This is a genomic window from Gammaproteobacteria bacterium, assembly GCA_016765075.1.
Classification (GTDB): Bacteria; Pseudomonadota; Gammaproteobacteria.
This window is the reverse complement of record JAESQP010000043.1, coordinates 1-18,456: the sequence shown is the minus strand read 5'-3', so window position 1 is coordinate 18,456 and position 18,456 is coordinate 1. Positions and strand designations below refer to the sequence as shown.

19 protein-coding genes, 2 tRNA genes and 1 pseudogene are annotated in these 18,456 nt (G+C 50.3%); 7 read left to right on the top strand and 15 right to left on the bottom strand.

Annotated features, from left to right (window positions below; all coding sequences use genetic code 11):
• The first annotated feature begins 48 nt into the window (after window positions 1-48).
• Window positions 49-124: transfer RNA gene (locus JKY90_02645), tRNA-Ala, on the top strand.
• A 34-nt stretch (window positions 125-158) separates the two neighbouring features.
• A tRNA-Glu gene (locus JKY90_02640) sits at window positions 159-234 on the top strand.
• A 548-nt stretch (window positions 235-782) separates the two neighbouring features.
• On the opposite strand, the pseudogene JKY90_02635 reads toward JKY90_02640, so the two are convergent.
• The 15 genes and pseudogenes from JKY90_02635 to JKY90_02565 all read right to left on the bottom strand — a co-directional run bounded on the left by JKY90_02635 (window position 783) and on the right by JKY90_02565 (window position 12,942).
• Window positions 783-947, bottom strand: a pseudogene (locus tag JKY90_02635) (transposase).
• 61 nt (window positions 948-1,008) lie between these two features.
• Window positions 1,009-1,719, bottom strand: coding sequence for an urease accessory protein (locus JKY90_02630; GenBank protein MBL4851167.1), 711 nt, complete (start codon window positions 1,717-1,719; stop codon window positions 1,009-1,011).
• Window positions 1,716-2,612 (bottom strand): hydrogenase nickel incorporation protein HypB, encoded by an 897-nt coding sequence (gene hypB / locus JKY90_02625; GenBank protein MBL4851166.1) that lies wholly within the window; start codon window positions 2,610-2,612, stop codon window positions 1,716-1,718. Before hypB ends, JKY90_02630 begins: the two co-directional genes overlap by 4 nt.
• Window positions 2,612-2,941 carry a hydrogenase maturation nickel metallochaperone HypA gene (gene hypA / locus JKY90_02620; GenBank protein ID MBL4851165.1) on the bottom strand — a complete coding sequence of 110 codons (330 nt, stop codon included), beginning with the start codon at window positions 2,939-2,941 and terminating at the stop codon, window positions 2,612-2,614. Before hypA ends, hypB begins: the two co-directional genes overlap by 1 nt.
• Window positions 2,934-3,545 (bottom strand): hypothetical protein, encoded by a 612-nt coding sequence (locus JKY90_02615; protein MBL4851164.1) that lies wholly within the window; start codon window positions 3,543-3,545, stop codon window positions 2,934-2,936. The genes hypA and JKY90_02615 overlap by 8 nt, the downstream gene beginning before the upstream one ends.
• The gene (hypE, locus tag JKY90_02610) at window positions 3,545-4,615 is read right to left on the bottom strand and encodes a hydrogenase expression/formation protein HypE (protein MBL4851163.1); all 1,071 of its coding nucleotides are present in this window, start codon (window positions 4,613-4,615) and stop codon (window positions 3,545-3,547) included. The genes JKY90_02615 and hypE overlap by 1 nt, the downstream gene beginning before the upstream one ends.
• Window positions 4,612-5,778, bottom strand: a complete 1,167-nt coding sequence (gene hypD, locus JKY90_02605; GenBank protein ID MBL4851162.1) for a hydrogenase formation protein HypD — start codon at window positions 5,776-5,778, stop codon at window positions 4,612-4,614. Before hypD ends, hypE begins: the two co-directional genes overlap by 4 nt.
• Before the next feature lie 17 nt (window positions 5,779-5,795).
• Window positions 5,796-6,485, bottom strand: a complete 690-nt coding sequence (locus tag JKY90_02600) for an SIS domain-containing protein (protein MBL4851161.1) — start codon at window positions 6,483-6,485, stop codon at window positions 5,796-5,798.
• Between the two features lie 13 nt (window positions 6,486-6,498).
• A complete protein-coding gene (locus JKY90_02595; protein ID MBL4851160.1) occupies window positions 6,499-6,780 on the bottom strand; it encodes a HypC/HybG/HupF family hydrogenase formation chaperone in 282 nt (93 codons plus the stop codon).
• Complete coding sequence (gene hypF / locus JKY90_02590) at window positions 6,771-9,209, bottom strand: carbamoyltransferase HypF (protein MBL4851159.1); 2,439 nt, start codon at window positions 9,207-9,209, stop codon at window positions 6,771-6,773. The genes JKY90_02595 and hypF overlap by 10 nt, the downstream gene beginning before the upstream one ends.
• A gap of 53 nt (window positions 9,210-9,262) precedes the next feature.
• Window positions 9,263-10,450 carry a hypothetical protein gene (locus JKY90_02585; GenBank protein ID MBL4851158.1) on the bottom strand — a complete coding sequence of 396 codons (1,188 nt, stop codon included), beginning with the start codon at window positions 10,448-10,450 and terminating at the stop codon, window positions 9,263-9,265.
• Window positions 10,451-10,482: 32 nt separating this feature from the next.
• Window positions 10,483-11,346, bottom strand: a complete 864-nt coding sequence (locus tag JKY90_02580; GenBank protein MBL4851157.1) for a NifU family protein — start codon at window positions 11,344-11,346, stop codon at window positions 10,483-10,485.
• A 47-nt stretch (window positions 11,347-11,393) separates the two neighbouring features.
• The gene (locus JKY90_02575; GenBank protein MBL4851156.1) at window positions 11,394-11,618 is read right to left on the bottom strand and encodes a hypothetical protein; all 225 of its coding nucleotides are present in this window, start codon (window positions 11,616-11,618) and stop codon (window positions 11,394-11,396) included.
• Window positions 11,619-11,642: 24 nt separating this feature from the next.
• Entirely contained in the window at window positions 11,643-11,876 is a 234-nt protein-coding gene (locus tag JKY90_02570; protein MBL4851155.1) for a hypothetical protein, read from the bottom strand.
• 49 nt (window positions 11,877-11,925) lie between these two features.
• Entirely contained in the window at window positions 11,926-12,942 is a 1,017-nt protein-coding gene (locus JKY90_02565; GenBank protein MBL4851154.1) for a hypothetical protein, read from the bottom strand.
• 176 nt (window positions 12,943-13,118) lie between these two features.
• Here JKY90_02565 and JKY90_02560 point away from each other — a divergent pair, with 176 nt between their 5' ends.
• The 5 genes from JKY90_02560 (at window position 13,119) to JKY90_02540 (ending at window position 17,872) form a co-directional block, all read left to right on the top strand.
• Window positions 13,119-14,564: a sigma-54-dependent Fis family transcriptional regulator gene (locus JKY90_02560; protein ID MBL4851153.1), complete on the top strand. Its 1,446-nt coding sequence runs from the start codon at window positions 13,119-13,121 to the stop codon at window positions 14,562-14,564.
• A 4-nt stretch (window positions 14,565-14,568) separates the two neighbouring features.
• Window positions 14,569-14,814 (top strand): hypothetical protein, encoded by a 246-nt coding sequence (locus JKY90_02555; GenBank protein ID MBL4851152.1) that lies wholly within the window; start codon window positions 14,569-14,571, stop codon window positions 14,812-14,814.
• A gap of 519 nt (window positions 14,815-15,333) precedes the next feature.
• Window positions 15,334-16,746, top strand: a complete 1,413-nt coding sequence (locus tag JKY90_02550; protein MBL4851151.1) for a cytochrome ubiquinol oxidase subunit I — start codon at window positions 15,334-15,336, stop codon at window positions 16,744-16,746.
• An 8-nt stretch (window positions 16,747-16,754) separates the two neighbouring features.
• Entirely contained in the window at window positions 16,755-17,759 is a 1,005-nt protein-coding gene (gene cydB / locus JKY90_02545) for a cytochrome d ubiquinol oxidase subunit II (GenBank protein MBL4851150.1), read from the top strand.
• A complete protein-coding gene (locus JKY90_02540) occupies window positions 17,759-17,872 on the top strand; it encodes a DUF2474 domain-containing protein (protein MBL4851149.1) in 114 nt (37 codons plus the stop codon). Before cydB ends, JKY90_02540 begins: the two co-directional genes overlap by 1 nt.
• Window positions 17,873-18,456 lie beyond the last annotated feature (584 nt).

Here is an 18,456-nt window from a genome sequence, read left to right as displayed (position 1 = left end):
TAATTTCTTGACAGTCACCAGCGCTTATCGTAAAGTTGCGCTCCTCTTGGGGCCATAGCTCAGCTGGGAGAGCGCTTGCATGGCATGCAAGAGGTCGGCGGTTCGATCCCGCCTGGCTCCACCAGCAGCTCCATTATAAAATGACTAAACCAAGTTTAGTCCCCATCGTCTAGAGGCCTAGGACACTGCCCTTTCACGGCGGCAACAGGGGTTCGAATCCCCTTGGGGACGCCATCCATAAAAGAGCCTGTTAAAGCAGGCTTTTTTATGGATGGTTTTTTAATGGTATTTGAACCCCGCAAAGCAAGGGTTCGACGCAAGTTTTCATAACAAACTTGCGAACGTCGGAGTGTGCGAGAACGGCCAGAAGAGTGAGGTGTGGGAACACTGAATAATTCTCTTGGGGAGGCCGCACATAGCTCGTCATCCACTCAAACTCGTAGTGTATATAGCAAAGTCTCTGGATCGGCGCAATATGTTCGACCAGAGGTCTTGTAGATTTTTTCCAGCGCTCTTTCAGTATTGACCGAAAGTTTTGCGTGAAGTATTGCAGCATGCCAGGCACATGAGAGCTAGCCTGGGTTTCAGTAATGCTAGCGAGGGCTGATGGCATCGAATACTTACACTGCAAACGGGTAATTTAATATTCTCAAGGGGCTCGTTGCCTCTCAAAGGCATTTATTTTCTTGGGGCTGTCCTAGATAATTAATTCATTATTTCTTTAACCCATTGTTTCAATTGTTTGTATGTGCCTGTGGGTTCTACCTCAAGGGTACCTGGCAAAAACTCTCTATTCCGTTGATGTGATTTTGTTGATCAGTACACAATTTAGAATGATTAATTCTACAATGTTTGAACTCAGAAACATCCAGCACGTTATACCCCCGCTAACAATCTGAATACACGATACTATCAGGAAAGATTTTCTCTCTGATGATCGGCATCAATATCGTTTTTTATTACCTAGCTAGTTAAATTAGGAACGAAGGTTAAGGCTATTATGTGCTTTTATAAAACGGTAATCTGGGTGCCAACATCCAGCACCACGTAGGAGCCTAGTGCGATGGTGGCCATGCCGACGGTGGCTTGCAGACTGTTATGCAACCAGGTCAGACCCTGTGCGGAACGGCGCAGTGGGATGGCGATAACGACGGATAACGCAGCCATGCCAAGCATGGATCCTAGGCCAAACAACGCGATATAAGCGATGCCGAGGGCAGGGGATTGGATAGTTTCAAGGGTGAGCAGTATGAGTGCCGCAGAACCAGCCATGCCGTGCATCAGACCAATCAATAAGGCCCGAACCGGAAACGCTTCGGGATGTTGGTGTTGATGCGTTGCTGGGTTGTGGCTTTGTTGACCGGCGTGGGAATGAGCATGAAAATGTTGCACACCCTTGGTGTGTTTGTGGGTATGAAAGTGAATGCGGTCACGAATCAGTCTGCGCATAACGTCTAAGCCTAAAATCACTAACATACAGCCCACGGCAAATTCGAGTTTTAACGCGAACGCAGCAGGTATCACGGAGTCCATCAGAATGACGATCAAGCCAAACAGAAACAAAGTGAGGGTATGACCCAGGCCCCACGCCGCACCTTGCCTAAGCGCGCCGCGCAGCGAGTTCGTGCGCGTAGCGAGTGTCGCAATCGCCGCAACGTGATCGGCCTCCAGTGCATGGCGCATGCCGATCAGAAACCCAAGAAAGAGTAGTGTGGTCATAAGGTCGCTTCGGTCTCGCTTGCGTTAGATTGCACTTGCGCCTTGAGCCAGTCGTACCATTGATCGAGACCCTCACCGCTGGTGGCCGATAGGGTGAACACCTTGATGTCAGGATTGACCTGGCGCGCGTATTCAATACTCTTGTCGACATCGAACTTCACATAAGGCAGTAGATCGGTTTTGTTCAGGATCATGACCTCGGCGGCGCGAAACATGTGCGGATATTTAATGGGTTTGTCTTCGCCTTCGGTGACGGAAAGAATCGCGACCTTGCAGCGTTCGCCTAGATCAAAGAGTGCCGGGCACACCAGGTTGCCGACGTTTTCAATCATAACGATGGAGTTCATCGGTGGTTGCAGATCTTTCAAACCACGCGCCAGCATGTCGGCTTCCAGGTGACAGCCGGTGCCGGTATTGATTTGCACTACCTTACAACCTGTTGCTTGAATGCGCTCGGCATCGTTGATGGTTTCCTGGTCACCTTCGATAACACTGATCGGCAGTTCGGAGGAGAGATCGGTAATGGTGCGTTCCAGCAGGGTGGTTTTACCCGATCCTGGAGAACTGACTAGATTTAGAGCGAGGATATTACGGCCTTCAAACCAGCCGCGATTGCGTTCCGCCAGTTTGTCGTTCTTGGCGAGAATGTCCTGTTCCAGAGAAATGGTAGTGCCATGGCTATGTGTGTGGCCATGGTCGTGGTCATGCGAATGCTGGTCATGGGTATGTGGATGTTCATGATCGTGATCATGTGAATGCGCATGGGGATCATGGCTGTGATCGTGGTCATGGGTATGTTCATGGCCATCTTTTTCCATGGTCACGGTTTTACCACTTTGCAGGTCGGTGACCGTGGCGTGGGCGTTGTCGGAACAGCCGCAAGTTGTACACATTATGCTATCTCCATTTCTTTAATATTAAGTTCTTCACCGGCAATGCAGGTGAGATTTCTTGAGCCACAGCTGCAATGTCCCGCCAGCTGTTTTAATACAATTTGGTTGCCGCAGTCGTTGCATTCGGCGCGGCCCTCAATCTCCAGTATCTCCAGTGTCGCACCATCCAATACAGTGCCCTTGGCACAAACGTCGAAACAGAACCGAATCGCATCCGGCATGATGGCGGACAGTTTGCCGATTTCCAACAACACACGGCTGACTTTTTTCGAGTCCGCGTTTTCGCTGACAATCGCAATAATGCTTTGGGTAATGCCCATTTCATGCATGGCTTTTCACGGCTAAGTTACTGCCGGGCAATTGGCTGGCCGCCAGTGGTATTGCACGTAGATCACAATGAAAATTATCGGCCGCAGTGAATTGCCACAGCTCATTGGCGAGCTGTTTTTTCTGTTCAGAAAATAACGTTTCATCATCGTGTTGTTGCCGGTCTGTGCCTAGACGATGCAATCGATCGGTAAACGACATGGGAACAAAACCCTGTCGAAGATCGATGATGGCCGTATGTGTGCCATTACTCACCCACCAGTGAAATTTCATGTCGCTACCACAGGAGGTTTGTCCGGCGACTTCGTCGGTTAAGCGAAAATGATCCGTACTCACGCAGTGCGTCACATACTCAATCGCATCTTTGACGCCGGGGCCAGGATGGGCGGAAACAATATAGAGCTGGTTTCGATGCCAAAGACCATCGGCGGATGATAGGGCCTCGCCAGCAAACTGTAGCGCGCGAAAGGCAACGGCGACGCCGAACCATGATGTACCTTGATGGTGGGCAAGTGCTTGTTGATAGTTCAGTTTCACGGCACCACCCTGATCCGCGATGGTGATGGCATCATCCTCAAAACTAATCTTGTCAGCGGATGCATTCATCAGCAAATCCTGGGCAATTGCTCGCCGACCAACATGTCAACGATGCGCTCACCGCCAAACAAGGTAGAAAGAATGACGGTGGATCGCGGTGCGGCGGATACCTCAGCGATGATCGCGCTGTGTTCGCCTGCCGGATGCGCACGCATAACGGCCAAGGTTTTTTCGGCCGCATCTGCCGGTACGATGGCAACCACTTTACCTTCATTGGCCAGATACAAGGGGTCCAGACCCAGAATTTCACACATGCCGCGCACGTCCTCGCGGATGGGTATGGCTTTTTCGTTGAGACGGATACAGGTGCTGCTGCCCTGGGCGAATTCATTCAGAACGGTGGCAATGCCGCCGCGGGTTGCATCGCGCATGCAATGGATGTCAGGGCAAGCCTCTAGCATGGCGCTAATGATGGAATTCAGTGGCTGGCAGTCTGTCTCGATAGTATTTTGCAACGCCATCTCGCCGCGCGCATCGACGATGGCGGCACCATGATCTCCGACGTAGCCATTGATTAAAACAACATCGCCGGGTTGTGCGCGGTTCGAGCTGATATTGACGCCGGATGGGATAACACCGACGCCCGCGGTGTTAATGAATAATTTATCCGCCGCACCGCGAGGTACCACCTTGGTATCGCCGGTGACAATTTTTACACCAGACTGATCGGCTGCTGCGCGCATGGATTGGGCGATGCGGCGTAGGTCATCGACCGGCATGCCTTCTTCGATAATCATGCCGCAGGTCAGATACAACGGGATTGCGCCACCGACGGCCAGATCATTCACGGTCCCGGTAATCGCTAACTTGCCGATGTCGCCGCCGGGGAAAAACAGTGGATCGACAACATAAGAATCGGTTGTTAATGCCAGGCGGTCACCTTGGGCAGTCAATACACTCAAATCAAATCGGGCTTGGTCTTCCAGTTTGTTCAATTCTTCATTGTCGAAGGCGCCAACAAAGACATCATCAATCAAGTCGCGCATGGCCTTGCCGCCACTGCCGTGCGCCATGGTAATGGTTGCGGCACGGCATTTTCCGCTGCGCTGGCGAATGTTTGCGATTGCCGGATTGCTCATGCCTTAATCGCCTCTTGTTGCGATTCCTTTTGTTGTCGTTTGCCAAGCAACTCATCGAGATTGCCAAAGTTGTAGTAGGCCGCACAGGCACCCTCGGTAGAGACCATTAAGGCGCCCATGGGGGTTTCAGGGTTGCACTGGGTACCAAACACTTTGCATTCCCAAGGGCGAATAACGCCTTTCAAGACCTCACCGCACTGACAAGATTTTGGGTCGGCGATCTTTAAATTAGGTACTGAGAACTTTTCTTCAGCATCGTAGCGAGCATATTCTTTACGCATTTTCACGCCGGAGTGGTCAATTGAACCTAAGCCGCGCCATTCGAAAAATTCACGCAGCTCAAAGACGATTGATAAGGCGTCCATTCCGGGGGCATTGCCTTCCGCCGGAACAATGCGAGCGTACTGATTTTCGACCTCGGTGCGATTCTCGTCGAGCTGTTTCAGCAGCATCCAGATCGATTGCAAAATATCCAAGGGTTCGAATCCGGTGACCACCAGGGGTTTATTGTAGGTATCCGCGACAAAATCAAATGGGCGTTCACCCACTACCATGCAGACGTGACCCGGTGCCAGAAACCCATCGATTTTCATGTCGGGCGAGTCAAGAATCGCTTTAATAGTAGGAACGGTGGTAATGTGATTACAAAACAAGCTGAAATTCGTAATACCGTCCGCTGCCGCCTGTAAAACCGTTAACGCCGTGCTGGGCATGGTGGTTTCAAAGCCCAGTGCAAAAAAGATAACTTCCTTATCCGGATTTTTCCGCGCCAGATCTAAAGCATCCAGTGGCGAATAGACCATGCGAATATCCGCGCCATCTGCCTTAGCTTGTAATAAACTTTTCTTTGAGCCAGGCACACGCATGGCATCACCAAAGGTAGTGAAGATGACGTTTGGGCGTTCAGCCAGCGCGACGCAATCGTCAACCCGGCCCATGGGTAGCACACACACTGGGCAGCCGGGGCCATGAATTAGCTCAATCGATTTGGGTAGCATCTGTTCGATGCCGTAGCGAAAAATCGTGTGCGTATGACCGCCACAAAACTCCATCAATTGAAGGGGACGTTTTTCCGTGACATCAAGTTTTGCCGTAATGGCCGCTATTTCGTTAATCAGTAGCTTGGCTTTATCGGGGTCTCTAAATTCATCAACGTATTTCATGTTTGTGCCTTTTTAAGCTATTGGGTTTTTACGCCAAGTTTGCCGCGTTGATCCGCGAGTAAGGTATGCACCAGGTCCCATAAAATATGGTAGGTGGCCACATGAACTTCTTGAATTCGATGGATGGAATCCGTGTCGACCACCAGACAGTGATCGACCAGGCCGCTGGCTTTCATGTTGCCGCCGTTGCCACCCGTCAGTCCAAACGTGGTGATGCCGAGTTGCTTGGCTTTTTCAAAAGCGGCCAGTAGATTTTCAGAATTCCCGCTGGTCGAAAACCCGAACAGGCCATCATTTTTCTGGCCATGGGCTTCAAGCTGTCGGACGTAAATATGTTTGACGCCGACATCGTTGGCCACCGCGCTGATCATGGCGGTATCCATGGCTAAATTAATGGCGGGCAAAGCCGGGCGGCCGGCGGTAACTGGATGCTGAAACTCCACCGCAAAATGAGACGCGTCACAGCTGGAACCGCCATTGCCCATACTCAGCATGCGACCATTGCTCAAATACACTTGAGCAATGGCTTTTGCCGCCTCAATCACGGCTTGCGCATGGGTGTCGAAAAAGGCTTGTTTCACGGACAAGCTGTGTTTGGATTTTTGTTTGACGGATTCGAGCAAGGCAATGTTTTCCTGCTCGGCGTCTTTCTTGTCGCCATGCAAAAAGGGGTAGAGCTGTTTAAGTTGTGACGTTGTATCGCTCATACAATCATTCGTTCTAGCGTTGGGCCGAGGTTTGCATGGCCATGATTTCAGCTTGTGCCTCGCCGAGCTCGATCAATAGATCCAGGGTCTTTTTCGCTTCCGCTTCATCAATGCGACTCATCGCAAAACCGACATGGATCAATACCCAATCACCGATACAAGAGGCAACGTCGTGTTCCTCATTGACGATGCAGGCAATATTGACCTGACGTTTAACGCCGGATACATCCGCAATGGCGAGTTTTTTCTCGACGCTGGTGATTTCTACAATTTGGCCGGGGATACCTAGGCACATGGCTTGCTCCTGTCGGTCTTGATAATGCGTGCTGCAGCAATGACGGCTTGACCCAGCGCGATGCCGCCATCGTTCGTGGGCACCTGCTGGTGCGTTAACACGTTGAAATTGTCTTGTTCAAGCTGTGATAAAACTAACTCAAATAAGGTTTTATTTTGAAACACGCCGCCTGATAAGGCGACGGTATGAATGACACGTTCGTCACTGACGGTGGTGAGTTTTTTGATCATGGTGACAATGATCTTTGCCAGCCCTTTATGAAAACGCGCTGCCATCACCGGTTTGGGGGTATTCAGGATCAAGTCACCTAGAACGGCCTGCCACATGGCGAGCGCTTCTATGTAGGGCAGTTGATTGCCCAGTCTGGGAATGGCGAACGGGTAGGCCAGCAATTCATCTTCGTGCAGTAGCGTGTCCTGATCGACAATGGCTTCGAGTTCGATCGCGGCTTGACCTTCATACGCGGCGGCTTCTCGACAGATGCCGATGGCGGCTGCTACGGCATCGAATAATCGTCCACAAGAGGATGCAAGTGGTGCGTTGGTGCCTTTGGCGAGCATGGCATTAAATGTGTCTAACGGTTTGCTCTGAAAATACTGGATTAAATCCAGTTGCTCGAAGTTCATTTTGAGTTCTGGCCAACCTATTTCGGACATTAGGTGAGCATAGGTATTTCGCCAAGGTTCGCGCATGACCATGGAGCCACCTAACATGGCAATGGGTTTAAAGGTGCCAACCCGTTCGGCAGAGACATAATCGGCAATCAAAAACTCGCCACCCCAGAGAGTGTTATCTTCACCATAACCGAGCCCGTCAAGCGCCACGCCCAGCACGGGTTCGGCGTCCAGTGGATGACCATTTTCGGCCAGACAAGCGGCAATGTGTGCGTGATGATGTTGCACTACATGGCAGTCCAGTTGTTCATCCTCGGCGCGTTGACGGCCCAGTTTGCTGGATAGGTATTCTGGATGTGCGTCTACCACAATGTGTTCGGGGCAGTGTTGAAAAAGATCGGCGTACAAGGCCAGGTTCTTTTGGTAATCGGCATAGGCTGCCGCATTTTCAAGATCGCCCATGTGTTGTGACAAAATGGCTTGGCCATTCTTGATTAGACAGAAGGTGTTTTTTAACTCGCCGCCCATCGCCAGCAATGCGGGTACGTTGTTGAAGCCTGGTGGTAGGGGAATGGGAGCGGGTGCATAGCCGCGCGATCGGCGCAACAAGCGGGCTTTGTTGCCAACAATACGGGCGATGGAGTCATCGGTGCGATTAACAATGTCACGGTCATGCCAGAGTACGTAGTCCGCAATGCTGTTGAGTCGATTCTTGATGGCATCATTATCAATAATTTGCGGTTCGTCAGATAGGTTGGCCGATGTTAGAACGATAGGCCGGTTCATGCGTCGCAGCATCAAGTGATGCATCGGTGTGTAAGGCAACATAAAGCCAAGTGTATTAATTCCGGGTGCTACTATGTCCGAAACTGCGATCAGGTCGTTGGCGCGCTGACCTTCTTTTGCACCAAAGGCGCGTTTTTTCCCGGGCGGTGCTTGATCCGTTTTACTGAGGATGACGATGGGCGCTTCAGCACTCGACAGCAGGGTTTCTTCTGCGGCCGTAATGTGTGCGTAACGTCGAATGACCGCCAGATCGCGTGCCATGAGAGCGAAGGATTTGGTGTTGCGTTGTTTGGTATCGCGTAAGCGCTGTACCGCTGCATCATTGGTTGCGTCACAGGCAAGGTGGAAGCCGCCAATGCCCTTGACCGCAACGATCCCGCCATTTTGCAGCACGGTGCAGGCACCATCGACCTCATCCATTTGCGTGAGACTTTCCAGGCACTGGGCATTGCTGTCGATGCGCTCTAATTCAACTGTGGGACCGCAGGTATAACAGGCATTGGGCTGTGCGTGGAAGCGGCGATTGTCCGGAGATGTGTACTCCTTAAGACACTCGCCACATTGCTCGAAGGTTTTCATGCTGGTGTTGGCGCGATCATAGGGGATGGCTTCAACAATTGAAAAACGTGGTCCACAATGGGTGCAATTGGTTAGTGGGTAACGGTAGCGCCGCCCGAGGGGATCAAAAATATCGGTCAAACAATCGGCGCAGACGGCGGCATCCGGCGTGATATTGGTTTGTACGTTGTTCGATTCGCTGCTCCGAATAGTAAAACTATCGGGTGCGCCATCGACATGAAGAATGGCACGTTGAATGTGATCAATGCGGGCCAGTGGCGGTGTATTTTTTTTTAATTCAGCAAGGAAATGATTGATGGCCGTGCTGTCTCCCCACACGTGAATGACAACACCTTGACCGTCGTTATACACATAGCCTGTTAAGTTGGATGCATTCGCAAGTCGCCAGGTCGTGGGTCGAAAGCCAACGCCTTGAACTATGCCAGTGACCCGTATGGCTTCGCCGACAATCGATGTGGCGGAGTGTTTTTCCTCGCCGAACCGAATCTGTTCAGCGGAGACACTCATACGGCTATTTTCCACAGGCTGACCCGGTTGTTGCCCGAGTCGGCGACGACGACCAGGTCGCCCAGTGTTTGCATGCCATAAGGCCAGCAAAAACTGTCGGCGCTAGGAGGCAGCCAACGGTTATCGCCTTTATCGTGGAAATTGGCTTGCCCACTGAGAGCGCGTGCTTCGGCACCGGTTTTTAAATCATCAATGTGCCAACCGAGCAACCGTGAGTTGGCGGTATCGGTCACCAGCAACCAGTCACCGACAACGGCTAAGGCGTAGGGCATATTGAGCGTGTGAGCGCGTGGCCAGTATAGCGATTGATTATGATCCACCAGATCGACGGTGTTTTGACCCAACACATAGTCGCAGTCCGCCCCATTGGTTTTCGGAATGCCTTGCCAGATCATGATGCGATTGTTGCCGGCATCCGAGATGCACAGGTTGCCTTGCCATAGGCAGATACCGTGCGGCCAACGCATACTCATGGCGGACGGGTCGTTGCCGGCGTTCTCATCGCGGTTTTCAAAATGGTTTTGACCCAGCACGAGATCAGCCGCTTGTCCATTTTCGGTGGGTAAGCCGCGCCAGATTAAAACGCGCCGGTTTTCGGAATCTGCTACCAATAAATGCCCATCTTGCCAGGACACACCGTAAGGCCAATGCATACTACTGGCCGATGCCTGGTCTGTACCATGGTTGGCCTCATTGCTGGTGAAATCACTTTGTCCCAAGACAATATCCGCAGGGACATTGTCGCCCTCAGGCAGGGTCGTCCAGATTAGAATGCGATGGTTCCAGGCATCGGCGACGGCCATGCCATCACCGCAAGCGCAGATGCCAGTGGGTACATTAACGGAGGTAGCAGAAACATCGGTTTTGCCATTGCGGCCTTCCGAAAAGAAATCTTTTTGACCAATCACCCAGTCGGCCGGTGTGCTGTCATCGGTGGGTAGGGTTTTCCAACCCAGCAGGCGGTGATGGCCGGTGTCGCAAATCCACAGTGGGCCGTCGGCTCCCATAATGGCCCCCCCGCGTGGCCCAAAACAGGTGTTGGCATCGGGTTTAACGCCGGTGGTTGCCATCGGTGGCACGCGGTCACCCCCAAGTACAGAGAAAGGTTCCGCGGCGAGTAATATTTGATGCGGTACCTCGCCCGCTTCGGCGACTCTGAGCGAAGGGTCGGGGGTGACCTTCATGGTGACGCGGGCGACATTTTCTTGTGGTGCGCTCATGATAATTTGACCTCCACTTGGTCATCAATGACGCGAACCGCATGGGTGTGTAGCTGTACCTCTGGTGCGCTCAGGCATTCACCCGTTTGCAGCGAGTATTCGAAACCGTGATGTGGGCAAACCAGTATGCCGTTGCTAACGTCCCCCATGTCCATTGGCATACCCATATGCGCGCAGGCATTTTGATAGCAGGTGACTTTGTTATCGAAACGACTTAACAACACTTCATTGTTGCTAACGGTAGCTACTTTAATATTGCCTTCTGGAATCGTATCCAGTTTACAGACAAAGACCCAGCCTGCATCTTCGCCACGTGCGAACGGACTAACAAAATTGATTTTGACGCCATCGACAGGTGCCGCCGTTACGCCGCCTTTTGCTTTTTTAATCGTGGTAATTTCGGGGCAGTGTTCTTTGATGGCTTTTTCAACACCTTCAGATAATGTCAACGCGGACGCAGGGCAGCCATCGCAGGCGCCGAGCAAACGAATCACTACGGTTTCAGGTGGCATAATCTCGACTAGCTCAACATTACCGCCATGACTTTCAAGAGAAGGTCTTACCGTTTCCAGCGCGTCTTCAACACGTTCGTGTAATGTCGCTTTAACAATGCCATGGTGTCTGAGAACCGCGTAGATAACTTCATCGGCAACCGCTTCTTTCAAAATAGCTAGCGCGGCTGGTTCTGTTTTCAGCGCGCGAACCAAACGGGTAAACGCTTCTTTGTTTAAGTCATCGTGTGCTTGTTTTAAAGCTTGTAAAGTATTGCGTTGTTGCTCATTCCAATCGGCAGTTAAAGATTCTAGTGACTGGATATCTTTTAGTAAGCCATCCAGTTCGACGGCGCTAGTTTCACTCATGCTTTCGGCAGTTGCTGACATAATAGTCTCAGTATTGTTGCAGTCGTTTATGCGTATTTTAAATCTTTAAATAAATAAGGTTGTATTGCGCCAGAGACGAGACTGGCAACAACGATAGCAATCCATAATGCAAGGCCTGCTTTTACCATAACAATGACGATGACTGCTGCTATCACCATTCCGATGACAGCTTGTTTGATGACGTGTCCCAAATCTTGAAATAAGCGACCTTTCCAGAACAAAGTAAATGAATTGATAAACATATCTAACATGTGAGATCCCCTGTATTTAAGTGGCTATATAAACAGCAAAATGATGAGTGCGATTAAGACGCCAGGCGCCGCGGCCATCGGACCGAAGAAGCTACCCATCATCGCGGCCAGTTCATTACCCATGTGTTTGCCGCCGACGATAATGCCGCCGATGGCACCACCGATAGCACCAACAATCATGGCGATGATGTACCACAATATGCATGTAATGAGCGTTATTTCACCTGCCATTAAAGAATTAATTATTTCTTCCACGATTTTTCCCCTCTATAAATTAAAAATTAAAATTTTTTAAAGTTAGGCTTTATTAAATACGTGTTTCACCAAAACCTTTACCTCCACGGGAGCCTGCCTGACCGGTGCCAATGTCCGCTTCGAGTTCTGCCAATGTCTCATTGATGACATTGACTTTTGCCATGTCGCCATGTTGTGTAAAAATACCACAGGCCTCTCTGTAAAAGTCACGAGCTTTTCTTAATCGATCGCGATTACCGGCTTCCGGGTTTTTTAAATCGTCAGGTAAATTACACAAGCAATTTGCTTTATTGCAGATGGTATTGGCGTATTCGTAGGGTGTGTCGTTAATGGTGCGTACCTTGAGCGCTTCATCGTAAGCTTCCAGAGCACGTAAATTATTTTCCACTGCATGACTGCTGGACGCATATTGCAGTGCGTTGCCAAGATTATTCTGCAACATGGCGTACTCGGTTGGTTGGTCGACCAGGGTGATGATTTTTAGTGCTTCCTGGAACGATTGCACGGCCATGGCTTCGCGCATTTTGGAGCGCTCATCATTCATGGGAATGGATAAATACACCGTTGCAAGATTGTTGTGCAAAATGGCATATTCGGTGGGGTAGGCTGTTCGAGTGAATACTTTCAAAGCGCGTTGATAGGCTTGGATCGCTTCCGTGATGGGCACCGCGTGCATGCCCGCGAGGGATTGCAACACCAGGCCCAGATTCATTTCCGCTTCAGCCGCTTCTTCGGCAGTACCGAGCTGGTTGAGTACGGGCAACGAGACTTCAAATTCGGCTTGTGCTTTAAATAGGTAGTCGGTGCTATTGTCAGGAATCGCCTGCAGCGCGGTGCCTTTTCTGGCGTGTGTGCGTGCGGCAAGTAGGGCTTCGTTTTCAGGGCACAGGGCGAGCGCTTTGTCGTACAGCGTGACCGCGTTATGCAATTGTTGCGGTGACTTGGGTTTTTGTTGCAGCCCCGTGGCGATCTGGATCAACAGATCCACTTTTTCAGTCGCGCTTATGCTGTCTTCTTCAATCGCTTTCAGTGCCTGGTTAAATTCGTGTTCCGGTAGGTTTTCTGCCACTTGAGCGCCCTCTCGACTTATCGTTTTTATGTTTAGTGCCAAGAACCATAACTGACTCTATTATTTATTGTCAAGTAATCTTTCATATAGCAAAGAAAGTTTACATATAAATTAAAACTAAAATAAAGAGAGATATTAATTTGCACTATGTAAATCTTCTATGCATACTGGCGACCATGAATGGCAGTACTAGAATTATTATCTCGGGTTACACCGCAAAAGAAGCGGTTGCTTTGCACCGGTATTTGAGTCATCACTATGCTATCAACACGGTGGACGATGCCGAGGAAGTGCTGCATTTGCTGGATACTGAAAATATTGACCTGCTACTTTGTAAGCACACCGTTGATCACTTCGATGCGCTGGAATTGTTGCGTAGGGCGCGAATATCTCACCCCGAAGTGGTTCGCCTACTCAGTGGACAGCTGAGCCAGGCGGAAATTAATCAAGCAACCGAAAAAGCCGCGATCTATCAGTTTGTGGCGTCTGATTGGTCCGCAATGCAGGTTGAGTTGCTGGTTAGCCGGGCGTTGGAAAATAGAGAGTTGTCCTATCGTCATCGTCATCTAAGTCACGATTTAAAAATTGCGGAAAATGTTTTGCGAAAACGTCAGGTTAAAACGAGCCAGGGTGGTGGCTATGCTGAGTTTGAAAAGCTGGTTTACTGTAGCTCGAATATGGCTAATTTGTGTAATCTGGCGAAAAAAGCAGCAACGACTAACCTGCCTATTCTGATTCAGGGTGAAACAGGTACTGGCAAGGAGCTTATGGCTCGGGGTATTCACCACAACAGTAATCGTAGTGAGCAGCCATTATTGGTACACAATTGTGGTGGTATGTCTGATGAATTATTGCACTCAGAACTGTTTGGGCACAAGCGAGGGGCCTTTACTGGCGCTGTGAGCGACCGAATGGGCTTATTTCCAGCGGCAGACGGAGGCACGGTTTTCCTCGATGAAATTGCAGATGTATCGCCAACCTTTCAAGTCAGCTTATTGCGGTTTCTTCAAGAAGGGGAAGTTAAACCGTTGGGTAGCGATCAAATCATCAAGTGTGATGTTCGGGTGATCGCGGCTTGTAATCAACCGCTCGATGTACTCATCAGTCGCGGTGAATTCAGGCAGGACCTTTATTATCGGTTAAATGGGTTCCAGCTTAATATTCCGCCATTGCGTCAACGCGTTGAGGATGTTGAGGTGTTGGCTGATTTTTTGGTCAAGAAATATTCCAGTGAAATCAATCGAGCCATTTTGGGAATATCTCCCGGAGTCATGGAGCGGTTTATGTTGCACACCTGGCCGGGTAACGTGCGTGAATTGGAAAATGAGATCAAACGCATGATCGCGCTGACCGATAATGGTACTTTTATCACTGAAGAGGTTTTGTCTCCCCATCTTGCGGCCTTGAAACCCAAGCCCAAATCGGCCAGCGTGGATTTCAATCTTGATGGCATAACCCTTAAGGAAAAAGTCGCGCAAATGGAGACAAGGATTATCGCTGAAACGCTTGAACGGCTACGCTGGAATCAAAGTAAAGCGGCAATCGAGCTGGGATTGTCACGCGTTGGCTTGTCTAATAAGATCAAGCGTTATGGTCTTAATATCGGCACGGCCGTCGCATAGTCACATGTCTAAGGCGGGTGATAAACAAGTAGATGAATTAGCTGATTGTGTTATCCCGTTCCCGCAATCAAGAACAAAACCCAAAGTCAGTCAGCAGGCGTCGCGAAGTTTAGGTTTATCCGAATTGGCGAAACAGCTTAACTGTGCTGAGGCCAGCCTAAAAGGTCACTGGTGTAGCCAATGCAAGGGTATCTGGTATGGCTGCGGCGGGGAGTGTGAGTGCCCGGTTTGCGGTAATCGTAACGGTTAAGTCGCTCGACGTAAATTTGTCACGTTAGTAATTTCAAATATAAATAGTAGTATAGACGCTAAGTAAGTTAGCACTCAAGCTGCAAACTTTGTGTGCGTTGTATCGTTAAAAACTGAGTGGTTTAGTCTGAATTGCTCGTATCTCATTGTTTATTAAGTGAACGGATTTTTGGCATAAGAGTTGCCTTTATCTTCTTCGTAGGCCTACATATTCGGCATGTCAGTCGCTATTCCACGCTGGCTAAAAGCATTGGTGATTACTCTTCCCTTTGTTTTTTTGGTTATGGATGTCTTATTCTGGTCACCATTATTGGTGGCGTAGGTTGCTCACTGGCTTCTGCCTTTATGTGGGTAACCTCAATGTATTAAATGTGGTTCATACCAAAGAACCCTACCCAAAATTATGTTAACGAATGACGGCACGATTAATGGGGCAGAAACAACCATACGCTGACCGCTATGAAGAGCGAAGCGAAGACCCGCGTCGAATTTAAAAGTATAGAGTAATAAAGGGCTCCCAATGTTAGACGGTTTCTCCGCAGAAATGCTCGCACGGTTTCAGTTCGCATTTACTGTGTCGTTTCATATCATTTTTCCGGCCTTCTCGATCGGATTGGCCAGCTATCTGGCGGCGCTGAATGGACTCTGGCTCAGAACCCGGGATGAAACCTATCTAACGCTCTTCAATTATTGGAAGCAAATCTTCGCGGTGGCTTTTGCTATGGGCGTCGTGTCGGGTATCGTGATGTCCTATCAGTTCGGCACGAACTGGAGCGTGTTTTCGGACAAGACTGGCCCCATCCTCGGCCCTCTCTTTGCTTACGAAGTGTTATCGGCTTTTTTCCTTGAAGCAGGCTTTCTCGGCATCATGCTTTTCGGGCGCGCACGCGTCGGTCCACGCCTACACATGTTTGCCACAGCCATGGTGGCTGTCGGCACCTTGATGTCGGCGACCTGGATTCTATCTGCCAACTCCTGGATGCATACGCCAGCAGGATATTCCATCAACGAACTGGGACAGTTTGTCCCCGAAGACTGGTGGAAGATCATCTTCAATCCTTCTTTCCCCTACCGGCTGACCCACATGGTGCTGGCGGCCTTTTTGACCACGGCCTTCGTCGTGGCTGGTGTCGCAGGCTGGCATTTACTGAAAGACCGGACCAACCTCGCCACGCGACGCATGTTTTCGATGGCGATGTGGATGGCTGTAATTGTGACGCCGCTACAAATCTTCGCTGGCGACTTGCACGGCCTTAACACGCTGGAACATCAACCAGCGAAGGTGATGGCGATGGAGGGACACTATGAAAGCTATCCCGATGGTGCACCACTGATCCTGTTTGGCATTCCCAACTCAGAGGAAAAGCGTATCGATTATGCGATAGCAATCCCTAAGGCCTCCAGCCTGATCCTTAAGCACAGTCTTAATGCCCCGCTGGACGGGCTGGACACCATCCCGGACGACGAAGAACCTCCCGTTGCCATTGTGTTTTGGAGTTTTCGCATCATGGTCGGTTTAGGCTTTGCCATGCTCGGGGTCGGTGTTTGGAGCCTGTGGCGGCGCTGGCGCAGTACGTTATATGAAGGCCGCTGGTTGCACCGTATATCCATCGCCATGGGCCCTAGCGGGTTCGTCGCCGTGCTGGCCGGTTGGATCACCACCGAAGTAGGGCGCCAACCGTTCACTGTCTATGGTCTTCTACGGACCAGCGACTCCCTTTCACCTGTCGAAGCTCCCGCCGTTGCGGCCTCACTCATTGCGTTCATTATCGTCTACTTTTTCGTGTTCGGCGCAGGTACTTTCTATATCCTGCGTATGATGAGTAAAACGCCGGAAGCTCCAACACCGGGGCTAAATGATGAGCCGACCCCATCCGCTGGCCTCACAGCCCCACTGCAAATCAAACCCGGCATTTTGCCCCACGGAGAATAATATACGTTATGGCATTCGATCTCGCGTTTATCTGGGCCGGCATTATTGCTTTTTCCGTACTAACTTACGTTCTCCTCGATGGCTTTGATCTCGGTATTGGGATACTTTTCCCCTTAGCCAAGGCCGAGCTGGACAGGGACGTGATGATGAACTCCGTTGCCCCTGTCTGGGACGGCAACGAGACGTGGCTTGTCATGGGCGGCGGCGGCCTGTTCGCGGTCTTTCCACTCGCCTATGCTGTGATTATGCCCGCACTCTACATGCCAATTACTCTTATGCTGCTTGCACTGATTTTCCGAGGCGTCGCCTTCGAATACCGCTGGCGCACAAAACGCTGGAAAGGCGTATGGGACGTAGCATTCGCGGGTGGCTCCATCGTCGCGGCCCTGATGCAAGGCATTACACTGGGTGCACTGGTACAAGGGATTGAAGTTTTCGAGCGTGCCTACGCTGGCGGCTGGTGGGACTGGCTAACCCCGTTCTCAATCTTGACGGGGGTTGCGGTCGTCATTGGTTACGCACTCCTCGGCTCAACCTGGCTTGTCATGAAAACAAGCGACGCCCTTCAGCTTCAGATGCGTCGATACTCCTGGTATCTGGCAATCGCAATACTCTTTTTTATTCTGGTTGTCAGCATCATTACGCCTTTTCAAGATCCCATCTATTTCCAGCGCTGGTTCAACTTTCCCGGCAGCATATTTAGCGCTCTGGTTCCTTTGCTCGTGGTGTTGGCGGCCTGGCAGCTCTTTAGCGGCCTGAAGGCCCTGCGCGACATAAAGCCCTTTATCGCTGCTCTGTCTTTGTTCGTCATCAGCTTTGTGGGAATTGGCATCAGCTTCTACCCGCACATGGTGCCCCCATCTCTCACTATCTGGCAGGTTGCGGCTCCTGATTCCAGTTTGCGATTTGCGTTGGTGGGCGCAGTGATTTTTCTTCCCCTAATCCTTGGCTATACGGCATATGCATACTGGGTATTTCGAGGAAAAGTTGATCCAACCGAGGGCTACCACTGATGAAAGATCAGAAAGCTCTTCGAAGGATCGGGTGGTTTGTTGGGCTCTGGCTCGCCAGCATCAGCTGTTTGGCAATCATCGCCTACGTAATTCGTTTGGCAATCAATCCATAGCGATAGGACAATCCATACTCGCAGCCCTTGCTTATCAAACTGAAAATTAAAGCCAAAAAGAATGTGGGTCAAAGAAGCTACGTATGCTTAGGATTTTTACGAATGCAACATATGCTACCAAAAAGTTCGATATGCGTTCTGAAGGGCTCCATCCTCAACGTTTGGAAGTTGATGTCTCTTTTGGGAGCAAAGAAGTAAATGAATCCAAGCCGATTAATTTGCGGGGGGGATTACACAAGATCAACCATACTCGGGTACACATTCCCAAGTCAGTACGAAAAAATGACTCAAAGGCCCTGCAAGATGAAATGCGCAAACACTTTTGACGACGTGCAGCCATAGAGTTGGTGATTGGCTATTTAAAGTTTGATCACCGACTCAATCGAAATTTTTTAAAAGGATTTACGGGCGACCAAATAAACTTGCTAATGACGGCGGCTGCATTCAACTGATTAATTTAGGGAGCCTCTGATTTATTCTGGGATAGCGAGATTGTGCCTGAAATATTTCAGATCAAGGCGCGAATCGCAGCCAATAGTGGGGTTATTGGCAAGGTTCGCAACGCAGAGCTGGGATATTTCAGG

What these genes read in the sequence shown, in the direction of transcription:
- JKY90_02555 (MBL4851152.1), top strand. Translation starts at nt 14,569, where the DNA reads ATGTCTAAGGCGGGTGATAAACAAGTAGATGAATTAGCTGATTGTGTT.
- JKY90_02615 (MBL4851164.1), bottom strand. Translation starts at nt 3,545, where the DNA reads ATGAATGCATCCGCTGACAAGATTAGTTTTGAGGATGATGCCATCACC.
- JKY90_02630 (MBL4851167.1), bottom strand. Translation starts at nt 1,719, where the DNA reads ATGACCACACTACTCTTTCTTGGGTTTCTGATCGGCATGCGCCATGCA.
- JKY90_02580 (MBL4851157.1), bottom strand. Translation starts at nt 11,346, where the DNA reads ATGAGTGAAACTAGCGCCGTCGAACTGGATGGCTTACTAAAAGATATC.
- JKY90_02575 (MBL4851156.1), bottom strand. Translation starts at nt 11,618, where the DNA reads ATGTTAGATATGTTTATCAATTCATTTACTTTGTTCTGGAAAGGTCGC.
- hypE (MBL4851163.1), bottom strand. Translation starts at nt 4,615, where the DNA reads ATGAGCAATCCGGCAATCGCAAACATTCGCCAGCGCAGCGGAAAATGC.
- JKY90_02585 (MBL4851158.1), bottom strand. Translation starts at nt 10,450, where the DNA reads ATGAAGGTCACCCCCGACCCTTCGCTCAGAGTCGCCGAAGCGGGCGAG.
- JKY90_02540 (MBL4851149.1), top strand. Translation starts at nt 17,759, where the DNA reads ATGAAAGATCAGAAAGCTCTTCGAAGGATCGGGTGGTTTGTTGGGCTC.
- JKY90_02595 (MBL4851160.1), bottom strand. Translation starts at nt 6,780, where the DNA reads ATGTGCCTAGGTATCCCCGGCCAAATTGTAGAAATCACCAGCGTCGAG.
- cydB (MBL4851150.1), top strand. Translation starts at nt 16,755, where the DNA reads ATGGCATTCGATCTCGCGTTTATCTGGGCCGGCATTATTGCTTTTTCC.
- JKY90_02600 (MBL4851161.1), bottom strand. Translation starts at nt 6,485, where the DNA reads ATGAGCGATACAACGTCACAACTTAAACAGCTCTACCCCTTTTTGCAT.
- hypA (MBL4851165.1), bottom strand. Translation starts at nt 2,941, where the DNA reads ATGCATGAAATGGGCATTACCCAAAGCATTATTGCGATTGTCAGCGAA.
- hypD (MBL4851162.1), bottom strand. Translation starts at nt 5,778, where the DNA reads ATGAAATACGTTGATGAATTTAGAGACCCCGATAAAGCCAAGCTACTG.
- JKY90_02560 (MBL4851153.1), top strand. Translation starts at nt 13,119, where the DNA reads ATGAATGGCAGTACTAGAATTATTATCTCGGGTTACACCGCAAAAGAA.
- JKY90_02550 (MBL4851151.1), top strand. Translation starts at nt 15,334, where the DNA reads ATGTTAGACGGTTTCTCCGCAGAAATGCTCGCACGGTTTCAGTTCGCA.
- hypB (MBL4851166.1), bottom strand. Translation starts at nt 2,612, where the DNA reads ATGTGTACAACTTGCGGCTGTTCCGACAACGCCCACGCCACGGTCACC.